At 72.2% G+C, this 15926-nt stretch carries 13 protein-coding genes; 7 read left to right on the top strand and 6 right to left on the bottom strand.

Annotation, left to right across the window (positions count from 1 at the left end; translation table 11 throughout):
- Positions 1-18 precede the first annotated feature (18 nt).
- The gene (locus tag ACFWGZ_RS19900) at positions 19-675 is read left to right on the top strand and encodes a hypothetical protein (protein WP_382453014.1); all 657 of its coding nucleotides are present in this window, start codon (positions 19-21) and stop codon (positions 673-675) included.
- Here ACFWGZ_RS19900 and ACFWGZ_RS19905 read toward each other — a convergent pair.
- A complete protein-coding gene (locus ACFWGZ_RS19905; protein WP_382453015.1) occupies positions 656-1870 on the bottom strand; it encodes an MFS transporter in 1215 nt (404 codons plus the stop codon). The two genes, ACFWGZ_RS19900 and ACFWGZ_RS19905, sit on opposite strands and share 20 nt — an antisense overlap.
- Positions 1871-1952: 82 nt before the next feature.
- Between ACFWGZ_RS19905 and ACFWGZ_RS19910 the strand changes: the two genes are divergently transcribed.
- Positions 1953-2843: a LysR family transcriptional regulator gene (locus tag ACFWGZ_RS19910; protein ID WP_382453016.1), complete on the top strand. Its 891-nt coding sequence runs from the start codon at positions 1953-1955 to the stop codon at positions 2841-2843.
- 3 nt (positions 2844-2846) lie between these two features.
- Here ACFWGZ_RS19910 and ACFWGZ_RS19915 read toward each other — a convergent pair whose 3' ends face one another.
- Both ACFWGZ_RS19915 and ACFWGZ_RS19920 read right to left on the bottom strand, forming a co-directional pair.
- Positions 2847-4469 (bottom strand): tannase/feruloyl esterase family alpha/beta hydrolase, encoded by a 1623-nt coding sequence (locus ACFWGZ_RS19915; protein WP_382453017.1) that lies wholly within the window; start codon positions 4467-4469, stop codon positions 2847-2849.
- Between the two features lie 13 nt (positions 4470-4482).
- Positions 4483-5865, bottom strand: coding sequence for an MFS transporter (locus ACFWGZ_RS19920; protein ID WP_382453018.1), 1383 nt, complete (start codon positions 5863-5865; stop codon positions 4483-4485).
- Between the two features lie 145 nt (positions 5866-6010).
- On the opposite strand from ACFWGZ_RS19920, the gene ACFWGZ_RS19925 reads away from it, so the two are divergent.
- Complete coding sequence (locus ACFWGZ_RS19925; protein WP_382453019.1) at positions 6011-7693, top strand: helix-turn-helix domain-containing protein; 1683 nt, start codon at positions 6011-6013, stop codon at positions 7691-7693.
- On the opposite strand, the gene ACFWGZ_RS19930 is transcribed toward ACFWGZ_RS19925, so the two are convergent.
- Both ACFWGZ_RS19930 and ACFWGZ_RS19935 read right to left on the bottom strand, forming a co-directional pair.
- On the bottom strand, positions 7655-9289 hold the full coding sequence (locus tag ACFWGZ_RS19930) for a long-chain fatty acid--CoA ligase (protein WP_382453020.1): 1635 nt from the start codon (positions 9287-9289) through the stop codon (positions 7655-7657). The genes ACFWGZ_RS19925 and ACFWGZ_RS19930 overlap by 39 nt on opposite strands.
- A 97-nt stretch (positions 9290-9386) precedes the next feature.
- A complete protein-coding gene (locus ACFWGZ_RS19935; RefSeq protein ID WP_382453021.1) occupies positions 9387-10235 on the bottom strand; it encodes a LysR family transcriptional regulator in 849 nt (282 codons plus the stop codon).
- Positions 10236-10304: 69 nt separating this feature from the next.
- Here ACFWGZ_RS19935 and ACFWGZ_RS19940 point away from each other — a divergent pair, with 69 nt between their 5' ends.
- Positions 10305-11165 (top strand): DMT family transporter, encoded by an 861-nt coding sequence (locus ACFWGZ_RS19940; RefSeq protein WP_382453022.1) that lies wholly within the window; start codon positions 10305-10307, stop codon positions 11163-11165.
- Positions 11166-11190: 25 nt separating this feature from the next.
- Complete coding sequence (locus tag ACFWGZ_RS19945; RefSeq protein ID WP_382453023.1) at positions 11191-13191, top strand: neutral/alkaline ceramidase; 2001 nt, start codon at positions 11191-11193, stop codon at positions 13189-13191.
- On the opposite strand, the gene ACFWGZ_RS19950 is transcribed toward ACFWGZ_RS19945, so the two are convergent.
- Complete coding sequence (locus tag ACFWGZ_RS19950) at positions 13178-14227, bottom strand: saccharopine dehydrogenase NADP-binding domain-containing protein (RefSeq protein WP_382453024.1); 1050 nt, start codon at positions 14225-14227, stop codon at positions 13178-13180. The two genes, ACFWGZ_RS19945 and ACFWGZ_RS19950, sit on opposite strands and share 14 nt — an antisense overlap.
- 88 nt (positions 14228-14315) lie before the next feature.
- On the opposite strand from ACFWGZ_RS19950, the gene ACFWGZ_RS19955 reads away from it, so the two are divergent.
- Both ACFWGZ_RS19955 and ACFWGZ_RS19960 read left to right on the top strand, forming a co-directional pair.
- Positions 14316-14888 carry a TetR/AcrR family transcriptional regulator gene (locus ACFWGZ_RS19955; protein ID WP_382453025.1) on the top strand — a complete coding sequence of 191 codons (573 nt, stop codon included), beginning with the start codon at positions 14316-14318 and terminating at the stop codon, positions 14886-14888.
- A 65-nt stretch (positions 14889-14953) separates the two neighbouring features.
- Positions 14954-15886 carry an alpha/beta hydrolase gene (locus ACFWGZ_RS19960; protein WP_382453026.1) on the top strand — a complete coding sequence of 311 codons (933 nt, stop codon included), beginning with the start codon at positions 14954-14956 and terminating at the stop codon, positions 15884-15886.
- Positions 15887-15926: the final 40 nt, after the last annotated feature.

The following is a 15926-nucleotide window of genomic DNA, read 5'->3' on the forward strand; positions in this document are numbered from 1 at the left end:
CCGCTAGCCTTGCGGGTCGTGTCGATCGAGGATGCGCGGACGCGCCCGGCGGTGCTGCTGAACCCGCTCGAAGGCGACCCGACGGACGCCGACAGCCACATCGGGGGCCCGTTGCTGTGGCCGATCGACGAGCCGTGGCCGTGGTGCGACGGGGAAACCCATCAACCCGGGAGCGGTGGCGAGCCGTTCGTCGGTGCCGTGCAGCTCTACCGGAGCGACTTCCCGGAACTGCCGTTCCCCGAGGGCACCGACGTGCTGCAGGTCTTCCTGTGCACGCTGCACCACGACGTCCCGCACGCCCGCGGTCCGGCCGTGCGCCTGGTGTGGCGCGACTCCACGACGGTGGTCGAGCTGATCGAGGAGGAACCGCAGCCCTCGGCGCAGGTCGAGGCGTACGTGCCGACGGTCAACGTCCTCGAGCCGATCCGGTACGCCGAGCGCGAGTCGAAGGCCTCCGGCGGCACGAAGATCGGCGGCTGGACCGCGTGGCGGCAGTCCGCGCCGGTCGAGTTCCCCTGCCCGGACTGCGGTGCGGCGCAACGGCAGACGCTGTCGCTCGCGACGCACGAGCCGTCCGGCGACGACGTCGAGTGGGAGTTCGGCCGCGGGGGCAACCTGAACGTGTTCACGTGCCCCGCGGACGTCCGGCACCCGATCAGCGCGCACGTCGGCTGAGCACCGCCACGCCCGCCAGCAGCACGAGCAGCAGCGCGGCGAACCACGTCATCACGGTCGTCGGCGCGAAATACCGCGTGGCGAGGCCGATCGAGACCGCCGGCACGCTCAGCCCGGCGTAGGCGATGAAGAACAACCCGGCCAGCGCCTCGCCGCGCTGCTCCGGTGCCGCCATCGCCGCGACCGCGCCGATTGACGCCTTGAACTGCACGCCCGCGCCGACACCGGCGAGCGCGCCGCCGGCGAGGAACAGCGGGAAGCTCGTCGCGGACATCCCGGCGACCACGAGCACGACGCCCGCCGCCTGCCCGCCGAGGCCCAGCGCCCGGCGCACCGGTGCGGGCAGCGAGCCCGTCACGGTCTGCGCGAGCGCCGCGGTGCCGAACACGGTGAAGACGACGAGCCCGGCGAGCGCCCGCGACGGGTGGTGCAGCTCGCCCGCCACGAAACCGGGGGAGACGGACGTGAACACGCCGAAGACCGAGAACGCGGAGATCGCCCCGGCGGCCGCGGCGAGGTAGCCCGCGCGGTCGCCGTGGTCGGCGCTGATGCGCTGCGGGCGGTAGCGCAACGGTTGCCGGGCCACGGTTTCCGGGGTGAGCGCGACCGCGGCCAGCACGACGGCGAGCAGCACGGCGAACACGACGTACGGGGTGCGCAACGGCGCGGTGGCGTACTGCGCGAGCACCCCGGCGACCAGCGCGCCGACGCCGAGCCCGCCGATGTTCGCGGCGGTCGAGACGACCTCGAACCGGCGCGGCGATGCTCCGGGGCGGTGCCGCGCGTGCAGGTCGTGCAGGTACGCGGTGGCGGTCGCGGTGATCATGCCGACGCCCAGGCCGTTGACGACGCGGGCGGCGATCAGCACGGGCAGCGCGGTGCCGGTGAGGAAGAGCAGCGCGGACACGAGCTCCAGGCCCAGCGCCGGGAGGAGGACCGCCTTGCGGCCGGCCCGGTCGGAGACGTGCCCGGCGAGCACGAGGCTGATCACGACGCCCACCGCGAACGCCGCGAACACGACGGTGATGTCGAGGGTGGAGAAGCCCTCGCGGGCCGCGTAGAGCGGGAACAGGGGAGCGGGGACGGTCGAGTAGGCCATCGCGACCAGGAACGCGGCGGCCACGGACCAGAAACCGCGGCGGTGGTGCCTGCCGGTGGCGGGCGGGGTGATCGGTGTTTCGACGAGCACGGACATGCCACCACCCTGCGCGCCTCGAACTATCACGTCCAACGAAAGTTCGAGCTGGCGATCATCGATTACTGAGATACTCGCTGGTGTGGACCTGCGTCAGCTCGAGTACTTCGTCGCGATCGCCGAGGAGGGCACGTTCACCCGTGCCGCCGCCCGCGTGCACGTCGTCCAGTCGGCCGTGTCGGCCGCGATCAAGACCCTCGAACGCGATCTGGGCGCCACTCTGCTCGACCGCAACTCGAAGCGGGTGCAGCTGACCGCCGCCGGCGAGGCGTTGCTGCCGAAGGCCAGGGACGTGCTCGACGCGGTGGCGGAGGCGCGGGACGTGGTCGCCCAGGTCGAGGGCGGTCTGCGCGGCACGGTCCGGCTGGGCCTGCTGACCGCGATGACCCTGATCGACCTGCCCGCGCTGCTCGGCGAGTTCCACCGCCGCCACCCCGGCGTGCTGGTCCGCACGAGCGCGGCGACCGCCGGGTCGCTCGGACTGGTCGAGCAGCTGCTGGACCGCCGGCTCGACCTGTCGTTCGTGTCCCTGCCGGGGGAACCGCCGGACGGGATCGTCGTCGAGGAGCTGGCCCACTCGGTGATGGACCTCGTCGTGCCGGACGGCCACCCGCTCGCCGCCCGGTCCGCGGTGCCGATCGGGGAGCTGGCCGGGATGGACTTCATCGACTCGCCGCTGGGCTACGGCAACCGGGCCGTCGTGGACCGGGCGTTCGCCGCCGGTGCCGTGCCGCGCCGGGTGACCTTGGAGATCTCCGACATCTTCACCGGCGTCGACTTCGTGCGGCACGGCCTCGGCATCGCCCTGCTGCCCGGCTACGTCCTGCGCGGCGCGCGGGGCGTCACGACGCTCGAGGTGACCGGCGCGGACCTGCGGTGGCCGCTGGGCCTCGCGCGCCCGGCCGGCCGCACACCGAGTGCGGCGGCTAGGGCGTTGATGGCGGTGGTGCACGAGGTGGTCAGCGGCGCCTGAGCCTCACCTGGCGCAGACGAAGCTCGACGCGCTGTTCTGGTCGCCGCCGCGGTAGCGGGGCCACTGCGGGTACTCGCACAGCGGGCGGGTCCGGCCGTGCGCGATGTCGGCGACCACCTGGCGTTCCGGCGACCGTCCACTCCCGACCCACTGCTCCAGCGCGGTCAGCGAGTCCCACCCGGCGGCGAGCGCCGGAGCGCCGAAGTTGGCGTGGTTCGCTCCCGGCACCAGGTAGTAGCGCAGGAACTCCCGTGTCGATGAACCCGACACGTCCCGCACGCGCTCGTAGAAGTCGTTGGTGGAGCGGTGCGAGACCAGTTCGTCCGCGGAACCGTGCAGCAGCAGGAGCTTGCCGCCGGAGCGGGCGAACGGGCGGAGGTCGGTGTCGTTGCGGTCCATGACCTCCGACAGCTCGCTGATCCGGCCGAGCCACCTGCCCGGATGCCGAGGGTCGAGGTCGAGGGAGTCGAACGACGGGTCGCGGGTGACGAAGTACTTCACCCACTGGTCCCAGTACTGCATGCCGTACCCGGCCGTGACCGGCATCGGGCTGGCCGGTGGGGTGGTGCCGAAGCCGAGGAACGGCGTCCGCATGTCCGCGCCGGACAGGAACGGGAAGCCGGGGTACCGGGTCTCGCCGCTCGCGACCCGGTAGGGCCAGCGGAACGGCGTGGACATCGCTTTCACCGCGTCGATCTGCGCGTCCGACAGGCAGGTGGGACCGGTGTCGCCGCCGCCGGGGCACCGCAGCGCACGCGGGTCGAAGGTGCAGCGGGGGTTCGAGACGATCCCGTCGGCAGCCCCGTCCGCGCCGTCGCAGGCGGCGATCACGCTGGTGTGCAACAGGGTCTGCTCGTCCGGGCCGGGGAAGGCGCCGGGCCGGGCCAGAATCTGCGTCAGGTACCCGAGGTACAGGCTCTCGGCGAGGTTGTTCCACGCCGGGTAGCCCGAGATCACGCCGTCGAAGTCGCGCGGCCACCGCTGGGCGACGACCAGCGCCTCCCGCCCGCCGGTCGACCCGCCCGCGAAGAACGTCTCGGCGGGCGTGCGCCCGTAGGCGTGGCGGATGAGGAACATGCCGGCGTCACGGGTCTTCTTCAGCGCGTCGCCGGCGGAGAAGTTGCGGACCGCCTCGTCGTGCACGCCGAACGACCCGTCGAGCGACGGCACGGCCCCCGGTCCCTGCTGATGTCCCGAGTCGCCGGCGAACGTGGCGTACCTCCGCGCCAGCGGCGCCAGGGCGTCCGCGGCGGCGAACGGCACGTTCCCGGTCAGCGCCGGGATGGTGCCGTTGTAGCCACCGCCGCCGAACATCATGCCCTTGCGGTTCCAGCCGGTCGGCAGCGCGACGCGCAGCTTGATGCCGGGCGCCGCCCGGTCGACGGGGTGGAGGTCGGCGTCGACCTGGCAGTACTCGACCACCTGCTCGCTCACGACGGCGGACGTGACGACCGCCGCGGTGACCCGGCCGCCGGTGGTCGGCAGGCCGATGGCGGAGGCCGGGATCTCCAGCTGTGCCAGCGCCGCGCAGGACGGCGTGGTCCTGGGCGGCGTCGCGGCGGTGGCGGGCTGGGCGCCGAGCAGCAGGACCGCGGCACCCAGCACGGCGAGACGGCGTGTTCTCACGGCAGCAGGCCTTTCAGCGGTAGAGGTGCGCGCCGGGGACGGCGTTCGGGTCCTCGCGGACCTCGGCGGGGTTCGTCTCCGGCAGGAAGTACGCGCAGGCGAACGTGATCAGGCCCATCAGCGTGATGTAGCCGGCGACCGGGAGGGTGCTGCCGGTCTCGGCGATGAGCGCGGTCATCAGGAACGGCGTGCCGCCGCTGATGACGATCGCCGACAGCTGGTAGGACAGCGATGCGCCGGAGTAGCGGACGTTGGGCGCGAACAGCTCGCCCAGGAAGCTCGCGATCGGGCCGTAGGTGAGGCTCTGGAAGACGAAGCCCACGACCACGGCGACGAAGATCAGCGGCAGCGACGCGGTGTCGACCAGCCCGAAGTAGGGGAAACCCCACGCCGCCACGCCCAGGCCGCCGACGAGGATCAACGGCCGCCGCCCGATCCTGTCGGAGACGTACCCGGACCACGGCATGACGGCGAGCATCGCGACGGAGCTGAGCAGCACGACGGTGAGCAGTCCGTTGCGGTCGAGCTTCAACGACGTGGTGCCGTAGTTGAGCAGTCCGGCGATGCTCACGTAGAAGAGGCTGTTGGTGGCCGACAGGATGCCGCACGCCAGCAGGATCGTGCCCCACTTCTCGCGGATGACGTTCGCGAGCGGCGCGCGGACGACGGCGCGCTCCGGCCGGTCGGCCTCCTTCGCCAGCGCGCGGAACTCCGGCGTGTCCTCCACTTTGGACTGGATGTAGAGCACGACGGCGAACATGACGATGCTGACCAGGAACGGGATCCGCCAGCCCCAGCTGAGGAACGCGTCGTTCGGCATGAGCCCGCTGGCCGCCACGAAGATCAGGTTGGAGATGATCACGGCGACGGGAACGCTGGTCTGCCCGAACGTGCCTGCGAACCCGCGTTGCTTCGGACCGGCGGACTCGGTGAGCAGCAACATGATCCCGCCCCACTGGCCGCCCGCCGCGAGCCCCTGCAGGAACCGCAGCGTCACGAGCAGGATCGGGGCCAGCGCGCCCACGGCGGAGGCGGTGGGCAGGCAGCCGATCAGGAACGTCGCGCCGCCCATCAGCGCGAGGCACGTGACGACGACCGGCTTGCGCCCGTACTTGTCGCCGAAGTGCCCGGCGAGCACGCCGCCGACCGGGCGTGCCACGAAGCCCGCCCAGAACGTGCTGAACGCGAGCAGCGTGCCGGTGAGCGCCGAGGACTGCGGGAAGAACACCTTGGGGAACACCAGCGCGGCCGCGGTGCCGTAGAGGAAGAAGTCGTACCACTCTATGGAGCTGCCGATCAGCCCGACGGTCAGCAGCTTCCGGAAGCCGCGGCGGTGCACCGGTGACGGCGCGGACTGCACGGGCTGTTCGTCGGGCTGGGCCAGAGGGGTTGCCATACGTGCCGCCTTCGTCGATGAACCGGCAGGTGATGACGGCCAATGCTAGGGCGGCACCACGACGTGGCTGAGGTCTGGATCACACACGCCTGGTGCGGGTTTGGTGGGTCTTTCCTCCACCGCCTGCTGGGGAAGAATGAGGCGGGTGACCTTCGACCCGAGTGACGAACCGGACTCGCACGCGCTCGTGCGCCGGCAGCGCGAACTGGCGTCGTTGTACGCGACTGCCAAGTCGCTCACGGCGCTCGGCGAACTGGACGACGTGCTGCAGTCGATCGTCCGCCACGCCCACGACCTGATGGGCACGGACTTCACCTACCTCTCGCTGGTCGCGGACGGCCGGCTGTCGGCCAAGGCGGCGGAGGGCACGATCTCGGCGGCGTTCCTCGGCGCGACCATCCCGGCGGGCGTGGGGCTGGGCGGGAAGGTGCTGGCCACGCGGCGCCCGCAGTGGGTGCGCAACTACGCGGCCTCGAAGCTCATCGACCACGACGCCGGCTTCGACCGGCTCGTCGTCACCGAGGACCTGGTCGCGCTGCTCGGGGTGCCGCTGGTGATCCGCGACGAGGTGGTGGGCGCGCTGTTCGCCGCGGACCGGTCCGAGCGGTCGTTCCACCCCGGCGAGATCGCGCTGCTGAGCGCGTTCGCCGACCACGCCGCGGTGGCGCTCGACAACGCCCGGCTCTACGAGGAGAGCCGCACGGCGTTGCGGGAGCTGCGCGAGCACGTGGCCGTGGTCGAACGGGCGCAGGCGATCCACGAGACGCTGACGGGCGTGGTGCTGGAGGGCGGCACACCGGCCGACGTCGCGCAGCTCCTCGCGGGACAGCTCGGCGGCACGGTCGCCGTGCTGGACCGGGCCGACGCCGGGCACCGCTCCGGCCGCGTCACGACCACCGTCGACACCGCGGGGGTCGCGCACAGCGTGGCCCCGATCCGCGCGGGCGACAGCTACCTCGGCGCGCTGTCGTGGAGCAGGCCGGCGGTGGCGGAACGCGGTGTCTCCGACGACATGGACCTGCGCACGCTCGAACGGGCCACGCACATCCTCGGGTTGCTGATCCTCAAGGAACGCGCCGTCGCCGACGCGAGCGAGCGGCTCAGCGGCGAGCTGCTGACCGAGCTGATGGTCGGCGGTCCCGGCGTCAGCCCGTCGCAGCGCTCCCGCGCCCAGGCCCGCCACATCGACGCCGACCGGCTGACGCTGGTCCTGGTCGCCGACTCGCCGTTGCTGTCGTCGACCGAGCTGGCCCGCCACCTGCACGACATCGCGCGGGACAGCGCGGGTCTCGCGGGCGAACACCTCGGCAGGGCAACGGTGATCGTGCCCAGCACCGACGACGACCGCACCGCCGAGGAGGTCCACCGCCGGCTCCGGCGCGCGTCGGGGAGCCCGGTCGCGGTCGTGGGGGAGCGGGCGGTGAACCACGACTGGGCGCGCGCGTTCTCCGCGGCGAACCGGTGCGCGTCGGTGATGAGGGCGATCGGGCACACCGACCGCGGTGCCACGACCGGCCGCTACGCGCTCTACGCGCTGATCTTCGACGCCGACCGGGCGGGCGAACTCGACCGGTTCCTCGCCGCCTCCGTCGGCCCGCTGGTCGACCACGACCAACGGCGCGGCACCGATCTCGTGAAGACCCTCAGCGCCTACTACGACCACCGCGCGAACGTGGCGGCGACGGCACGCGCGTTGCACGTGCACGTCAACACGTTGCTCAAGCGGCTCGACCGCGTCAGCGACGTGCTCGGGGTCGACTGGCGCGGCGAGAACGACCTGGAGCTGCAGCTAGGACTGCAGCTCCACCGCCTGCGGGACCTGGGCTGAGCTGCGCAGGGCGCTCTTCGACAGCTTGCCGGTGCCCGTCTTGGGCAGCGCGGTGCGGAACACGACCTCGTCGGGCAGCCACCACTTCGCGACCTTCGGGGTGATGTGCCGGACGAGGTCGTCTCCGGTGGTGGCGCTGCCGTCGCGCAGCACGACGTAGGCGACGGGGCGTTCACCCCACTTCGGGTCGGGGCGCGCGATCACGGCGACCTCGACGACGTCGGGGTGCGAGGTGAGCGCGCTCTCCAGCTCGACCGAGGAGATCCACTCGCCGCCGGACTTGATCAGGTCCTTCATCCGGTCGACGAGGCGGATGAAACCGTCGGCGTCGATCGTGGCGAGGTCGCCGGTGCGCAGCCAGCCGTCCTCGGTGAAGCTCTCCGCGGAGTCCACCCGGAAGTAGCCGCCCGCGACCCACGGACCGGCGACCTGCAGCTCGCCGACCGCGCGGCCGTCGCGCGGCAGCTCCACGCCCGTCTCGACGTCGGCGACCCGCAGGTTCACGAGCGGCAGCGGCTGGCCCTGCGCCGCCCGCACCGCGACCTGCTCCGCGTCGGTCTTGCCGCGGTGGCGGGTGCGGGTGCCGCCGATCGTCCCGACCGGACTGATCTCCGTCATGCCCCACGAGTGCGTGATCGGGACGCCGATCGCGGCGCGGTAGGTCTCCGACAGCGCCGGTGCGATCACCGAGCCGCCGCCGAGCAGGAACCGGGTGGCGCGCAGGTCGTGGAAGGCCAGCTGGGGGACGAGGCTCGTCCACACCGTCGGCACGGCCCCGGCGACGGTGACCTGCTCGGACTCCATCAGCGCCAGCAGGTGGGAGGGCTCCGACGACGGGCCGGGCAGCACCAGCGACGCACCGGTCATCATCGCGCCGTAGGGCAGCCCCCAGGCGTTGGCGTGGAACATCGGCACGATCGGCATCACGACGTCGCTCTCGCACAGGCCGATGAACCCGGCGGCGAGCGTGCCCAGGCAGTGCAGGACCGTCGACCGGTGGCTGTAGAGCACGCCTTTGGGCGGCCCGGTCGTGCCGGAGGTGTAGCAGAGCCCCGAGGCCAGGTTCTCGTCCGCGAGCGCGAAGGTGTCCTCGAACGAGCCCGCGAACGGCTCGGCCGCGTCGACCAGGTCGTCGTGGTCGAGCACGCGCGGGTCGTCCGGGATCTCCACGTCGCTGTCGTCGGGCAGCACGACCCAGTGCCGCACCCCCGGCATCCGGCCGGCACTCGGCCAGATCCGGGGCAGCAGCGCCCGGTCGACGAACACGACGTCGTCCCCGGCGTGGTTCACGATGTACTCGAGGTGCTCGGCCGACAGCCGGATGTTGATGGAGTGCAGCACCCGCTTGGTCACGGGCACCGCGAGGTACAGCTCGAGGTGCCGCCGGGTGTTGCTCGCGAACGTGGCGACGCGCGCCCCGGCCGGCACGCCGAGCGAGTCGAGCGCGGTGGCGAGCCGTCGCGCCCGGACCGCCACGTCGGCGAACGTGACCCGCTCGACGCCGGCCGTCACGACCTGCTTGTGCGCGTGGAGTCGCTCGGCCCGCTCCAGGATGTGCGCGATGGTGAGCGGCCTAGGTTGCATCAGCCCGTCCATGGGACGTGACACTAAGTCAGGCCGGTTTCCGGTGAGAGGGAGGAAAGTTCCACTTGTTCCGCTGGTGTGGCGGCGATTTCCTCCACGGGTTCACCGCTCAGGCGCGGTAGGCCTCGCACGCCAGCGTGATCAGGTCGGTCAGGTGCTGCGGTGGCTGGTCCCTCCACCACGCCAGCCAGACCGCGATCGGCGGTGTGTCCGCGACCGCCCGGTAGGCGACGCCGGGGCGAGGGTTGAGGCTCGCGGTGGCCTCCGACGTCATGCCCACGGCCTGTCCGGCGGCGATCAGCGTCAGCCACTCGTCGACGCTGCTCGTGTTGCGCACCACGGCGGGTGCCTTGCCCGGCTGCCACAGGTCGAGGGTCGTCGTGCCGGTGCGGTCGTCCACGGCCAGCGAGTAGCGGGCCAGGTCGGCCAGCCTGAGCGAACGCTTGCGCGCCAGCGGGTTGTCCGTCGCCACCACGCCGTAGCGGCGTTCGGTGCCCAGCAGGGCCGTCTCGAACCTCGGGTCGTCGACCGCCTTGCGCAGCACCGCGACGTCGGCCGCGCCCTCGGCCAGGCCTGCCGTCAGCGAGTTCGACTGCACGAACACCAGCGGCAGGCCGGGGTGTTCGGCCGCCCAGGCCTTCTGCACGCGCCGGGTGTGCTTGCCCAGGGCCGCCCAGGCGTAGCCGATCCGCACCTCCGTCGACGACTGCGCGGCTATCCGGTGCAGGTGCGCGACGTCGTCGAGCACCCGCCGCGCGCCTTCCAGGACCTGCGTGCCGACGGAGGTGAGCGCGACGTGCCGGGTGGACCGTTGCAGCAGGCGCACGCCCAGGGCCGTCTCCAGCGCGGCCACCGACCGCGAGACCGACGCCTGGGTGAGGCCCAGCTCCCTTGCCGCGTCGGTGAACGTGCCCGCGTCGACCACCGCCACGAACGCCCGGACGTGCCGCAGATCCATTCGCCCAGCGTATAGGTGCGGCGGCTCATGCATTTCCCGCATCGGTGCGCGCGACGCAGGCTGGGTGCCATGAAGAGCCTCGGTGGCTTCGCCACGATCACCGCCAGCGCGGCCAGCAGCCAGCTCGGTGCCGCGGTGGGTGCCCACGCGTTCGCCAGCATCGGCCCGGCCGGGGTCGTCGCCGTGCGCCAGTTCGTCGCCGCGGCGGTCTTGCTGCCCGTCGCCCGGCCGGACCCGCGGAGGTTCACGTGGGCGCAGTGGTGGCCGACGATCGCGCTCGGGCTGGTGTTCGCGACCATGAACCTCAGCCTCTACACCGCCGTCGACCGCATCGGCCTGGGCCTCGCCGTCACGCTCGAGGTGCTCGGGCCGCTGTGCGTCGCGCTGGCGGGGTCGCGCACCCGCTGGGACTTCCTGTTCGTGGTGGTCGCGGCCGCCGGCGTCTACGTGCTGGTGCTGCCGGGGCCGTCGAGCGACTGGCTCGGCATCGGCGCCGGGCTGCTGGCCGCGGCGAGCTGGGCCGCGTACATCCTGCTCAACCGCCTGGTCGGGCAGCGGCTGCCCGGTCTGCAGGCGCCCGCGGCGGCGACGAGCGTGTCCGCGCTGCTCTACGTGCCGGTGGCGGTGTTCCTGGTCGTGCAGGGGCAGTTCAACGGCATGGCCATTCTCTACGCGGTCGCGGCCGGCCTGTTCTGCAGCGTCGTGCCCTACGCGGCCGACGTGATCGCGTTGCGCAAGGTGCCCGCGCGGCTGTTCGGGCTGGTGTGCAGCGTGCACCCGGTGCTCGCCGCGCTCGCGGGCCTGCTGCTGCTCGGCGAGCGGCTCGACCCGCACCACTGGGCCGGGATCTTGCTCGTCGTCACCGCCAACGCACTGGCCGTGACTTGCTCGCAGTGGTCTGGATCACCTACCGTGCAGGAAGAAACGTGAATCCAATTCACTTAGGTGGGTGGTCATGCGGACGACAGTCGTGACGGTGGTAGCCGCACTCGTCGGTGCGGCGCTGGTCAGCGGACCGTTCGCGTGGGCGGAACCCGAGCCGTACCTGGTGGGCAGGGGGATCTCGGACGTCACCGGGCCCGCCGCCGAGAACGGCATGATGGGCTACTCCAAGTTCGACCAGAAGACCTCGGGCATCCACCAGCGGCTGCGCTCGCGCGCCTACGTCGTGGTCGACCGGGCCACGGCCAAGCGCGTCGCGTACGTCAACGCCGACCTCGCGATGATCTTCCGCGCGGTCCAGGAGGGCGTGCTCACCAAACTGCAGGCCAGGTACGGCAGCACCTACACCCGCGAGAACCTGCTGCTGTCGGCCACGCACACCCACTCCGGCCCCGGCGGCCAGTCGCACAACCTCGCCTACAACCTGTCGATCCTCGGCATGCAGCCGCAGGCGCTGGCCGCCGTGGTCGACGGCATCACCGAGTCGGTCGTCGAGGCCCACGAGGACGTCAAGCCCGGTTCGATCAGCCTCGGCGTCGGCGAGCTGACCGGCGCCTCGGTCAACCGGTCCCGCGTCGCGTTCGACCGCAACCCGGACAAGGGCTTCTTCCCGCAGGGCATCGACCCGCAGATGACCGTGCTGAGGTTCCGGCAGTCCGGCACCGACGTCGGCGCGGTCAGCTGGTTCGCCACGCACAACACGTCGATCACCAACGCCAACACGCTGATCAGCCCCGACAACAAGGGCTACGCGGCCTACCAGTGGGAGCACGACGACAAGGGCGTGCGCTACCTGGACGACACCGCGGGGTTCGTGGCGGCGTTCCCGAACACCAACGCGGGCGACATGTCGCCGAACCTCAACCTGCGGCCCGGTTCCGGCCCCACCGAGAACGAGTGGGAGAACGCCCGGATCATCGGCGAGCGGCAGAACCGCAGGGCGCAGGAGATCTACCACGGCGCCCAGTCCGCGGTCGGCGGCGGTGTCGACTACCGGATGCGGTTCGTGGACATGTCGGCCGTGCAGGTCGAGGGCCGCCACACCACCGACGGCAAGGCGGGCACGACGTGTTCCGGTGTCGTCGGCGCGTCGACGATCGCGGGCAGCGTGGAGGACGGCCCGGCGATCCCCGGGTTCTCCGAGGGCATGCAGTCGCCGTGGAAGAAGCTCTTCGAGCCGTTGCAGATGGAGGTTCCGCAGTGGTTGCGGGACTGCCAGTTCCCCAAGGCCTCGCTCGTGCCGACCGGTCTGATCGGTGCCACGCCGAACATCGTGCCGCTGCAGATCGTCCGGATCGGACAGTTGCACCTCGTCGCCGTGCCCGGCGAGGTGACGATCACCGCGGGCCTGCGCATCCGCAGGGCCGTGGCCGCCGAAGCCGGTGTGCCCCTTCAGAACGTGCTGATCCAGGGCTACGCCAACGACTACAGCCAGTACGTCACCACGCCGGAGGAGTACGACTCGCAGCAGTACGAGGGCGGGTCGACCCTGTTCGGCCGCAACACCACGCCCGCGTACCAGCAGGAGTTCGGCAAGCTCGCCGCGTCGATGAGGTCCGGCTCGTCGCTGCCCGCCGGCCCGAACCCCGGCAAGCCGCCGTTCACCGAGATCAACCTGCAGACCGGCGTCGTGCTCGACGACAAGCCCGCGGACAAGAAGTACGGCGACGTGCTCTCCGCACCGAAGTCGTCCTATGCGCGCGGCGAGACCGTGACGTCGGTGTTCGTGACCGGGCACCCGAAGAACGACCTGCACCGCAACGGGACCTTCCTGGAGGTGCAGCGGCAGGTGAACGGCCAGTGGGTGCGCGTGGCCGACGACGGCGACTGGTCCACGCGCTACCGGTGGGAACGCGTCGGCATCGCCTTCTCCAACGCCACGATCACCTGGCAGATCCCGGCGGACACGCCCGCGGGCACCTACCGGATCGTGCACCACGGCGACGAGAAGTCCGGCTGGACCGGCAGGGTCACCGGCTTCACCGGGGCGACGGCGGGCTTCACCGTGAGCTGATCTCGCCGCCCGCCGCGACGGCGAGGGCGGGACCGAAGGCGGCCGCGGGCGTGAACGCGCCGGGCTTGCCCTCGCCCCTGGCGAGCCGGGTGGCGACCTCCGCGGTCACGCCGGCGGTGAAGTCCATGGCCTCACCGGTCTTCAGCCAGCCCTCGCCCGTGGTGCCGTCCGGCCACGTGACGGTGGCGTGGCCCCAGGAGTGCCGGCGCGGCCTCGGTGCGGCCTTGGTCTCGACCCCGGCGAGCCGGCGGGTGGCGAAGCGGCGCACCGGGTCCAGCGCCACCAGCCGCTGCGCGAGCGGGAGCACCGCCCGGGCGGCGGGGGAGGCGGGCATGATCGCGGTGGCCGCCGTGACGTTCCGGGCGCCGCTGGCGTTGCGGGCGGCCAGCAGTTCGGCGGTGGGCGCCTCGGACGTCGTGACGTGGTCGCCGTCGGGCAGGCGCAGCCGCCGCGCGTTCGCGCCGAGACGCGACCTCGTCAGCTTCCCGTCGCGGTAGCGGCGCCCGCCGGTGACGAGGACGTCGAGGATCGACGCGGCGAGCGCCACGCCCAGCAGGCCGTCCTCCACGGCGACCGACGCGGCCGCGTCCACGCGCACCTCGGCGGGAACGGGCTTGCCCTCGCACAGCGCCGCCACGACCGCTTCCGTCGCCAGCACGCCGAACCCGGCGCCGGTGACGAGCGTGCTGCCCGCGGCCGCGGCCTCGTCGTGCAGGTCCAGCAGCCGCGGCACGGCGGTCAGGTCGGCCGCCTGGTCGAGGTAGTGCCCGCCGTGGGCCAGGCACGCGCGGGCGACGGTCGTCGCGGTCCCGGCGTAGTTGCCGATCGTGTTGACGACGACCTTCGGCCGGTCGTCCCTGATCGCCTTCGCCATGCGATCGGCCGTGTCCGCGACGACGACGCGCCGCCCGACGCCCATCTCGCGCAGCCGGGCGCTCTCCCGGCCGACCAGCACGACGTCCTCGCCCCGTTCGAGCAGGAGGGGAACGACGGCGCGCCCGACGCGTCCGGTGGCTCCCAGGACCCAGATGCTCATGTTCGTCTCCCAAGTGATGTCTCACTGTGTCGTCACTGACGCTAGCACGGGTGACGGCACAGTGAGACATCACTTGCTAGGGTGGGCTGTGGCCAGGTGGGATCCCGGAACCGAAGACCGTCTCAAGAGCGCGGCGCTCGACCTGTTCGCCGAGCACGGGTACGACAACGTGACGGTCACGCAGATCGCCGAACGCGCGGGCATCACCCGCCGCTCGTACTTCCGCTACTTCCCGGACAAGCGCGAGGTGCTGTTCGGCGGCTCGGAGCACCTGCCGCCCGCCCTCGCCGGCGCCGTGCGCGCGTCGGCGCAGGAGTCCCTGCCCGCCATCGCCGTGGACGCCGTCCGCCAGGTCGGCATGCTGCTCGTCTCGCGGGTCGAACGCACCGCCGAACGCCGTGCGGTCATCGCGTCGAGCCCCGAACTGCAGGAGCGGGAGCGCACCAAGGCCGCCGCGATGACGGACGCGCTGTGCGCCGCGCTGGCGGAACGGGGCCCGGCGGACGAGGCCCGGCGGGTCGCGCGGCTGACCGCGGTCTTCTTCCAGGAGGCGCTGGAGCGCTGGATCGACACGGGCGAGGACTTCTCCGCGTGCCTCGACGTGGCCGTCACGTCCGTCCGCGCGGCGGCGGCCGCATTCCCGGAGTCGGTGAGGCCGTGATTACATTGTACACGATTTAATCGCGCGCTAGGTTCATGGCATCCGACCTCACCGAAGGAGCAGTCATGAAGCGCCCAGTCCTCGAGCCCGCCGCAGCCGAGTTCGCCGCCGCGACCGCGAAGCCGCCGTTCCTGTTCGACCTGGGCCCGGTCGAGGGCCGCAAGACGGTCGACGAGGTGCAGTCGGGTGAGGTGACCAAGCCCGAGGTCGACGAGCAGTGGGTGGAGCTCGACGGCTTCAAGGTCCGCGTGGTCAAGCCCGCCGGTGCCACGGGCGAGCTGCCGGTCGTGCTCTACATCCACGGCGCGGGCTGGGTCTTCGGCAACGCCCACACCCACGACCGCCTGGTCCGCGAGCTCGCGGTGGGCGCCGGCGCGGCCGTCGTGTTCCCGGAGTACTCGCTCTCGCCCGAGGCCCGCTACCCGGTCGCGATCGACCAGAACTACGCCACCGCCCGGTGGGTCGTGGCCGAAGGCGCGTCCCACGGCCTCGACCCGTCGCGCATCGCGGTGGCCGGCGACTCGGTCGGCGGCAACATGGCGGCGGCGCTGACGTTGCAGGCCAAGGAGCGCGGCGACGTGGCGCTGAAGGCCCAGGTGCTCTTCTACCCGGTGACCGACGCGTCGTTCGACACCGACTCGTACCTGCAGTTCGCCGAGGGCTACTTCCTGCGCCGCGACGCCATGCAGTGGTTCTGGGACCAGTACACGACGAACCCGGTGGAGCGCGCCGAGATCACCGCCTCCCCGCTGCGCGCGTCGCTCGAGCAGCTCCGGGGCCTGCCGCAGGCGCTCGTGATCACCGCCGAGGCCGACGTGCTGCGCGACGAGGGCGAGGCCTACGCGGACAAGCTGCGCGAGGCCGGCGTGCCCGTCACCGCCGTCCGGTACGCGGGCGCGATCCACGACTTCGTGATGCTGAACGCGTTGCGCGGCACGCACGCCGCCGAGGGCGCGATCGGTCAGGCCGTGGCGTTCCTGCGCAAGGCGCTGGCCTAGGGCCTGTCCCGTGGGCCCTCGGCCGCGACTATCGCGGACG

The sequence above is a fragment of the Lentzea sp. NPDC060358 genome (assembly GCF_042725365.1).
Classification (GTDB): Bacteria; Actinomycetota; Actinomycetes; order Mycobacteriales; family Pseudonocardiaceae; genus Lentzea.

Bases quoted from the DNA above. Each gene is read 5' to 3' on its own strand.
- ACFWGZ_RS19950 (WP_382453024.1), bottom strand. From the start codon at position 14,227: ATGAGCATCTGGGTCCTGGGAGCCACCGGACGCGTCGGGCGCGCCGTC.
- ACFWGZ_RS19945 (WP_382453023.1), top strand. From the start codon at position 11,191: ATGCGGACGACAGTCGTGACGGTGGTAGCCGCACTCGTCGGTGCGGCG.
- ACFWGZ_RS19905 (WP_382453015.1), bottom strand. From the start codon at position 1,870: ATGTCCGTGCTCGTCGAAACACCGATCACCCCGCCCGCCACCGGCAGG.
- ACFWGZ_RS19940 (WP_382453022.1), top strand. From the start codon at position 10,305: ATGAAGAGCCTCGGTGGCTTCGCCACGATCACCGCCAGCGCGGCCAGC.
- ACFWGZ_RS19930 (WP_382453020.1), bottom strand. From the start codon at position 9,289: ATGGACGGGCTGATGCAACCTAGGCCGCTCACCATCGCGCACATCCTG.
- ACFWGZ_RS19960 (WP_382453026.1), top strand. From the start codon at position 14,954: ATGAAGCGCCCAGTCCTCGAGCCCGCCGCAGCCGAGTTCGCCGCCGCG.
- ACFWGZ_RS19920 (WP_382453018.1), bottom strand. From the start codon at position 5,865: ATGGCAACCCCTCTGGCCCAGCCCGACGAACAGCCCGTGCAGTCCGCG.
- ACFWGZ_RS19935 (WP_382453021.1), bottom strand. From the start codon at position 10,235: ATGGATCTGCGGCACGTCCGGGCGTTCGTGGCGGTGGTCGACGCGGGC.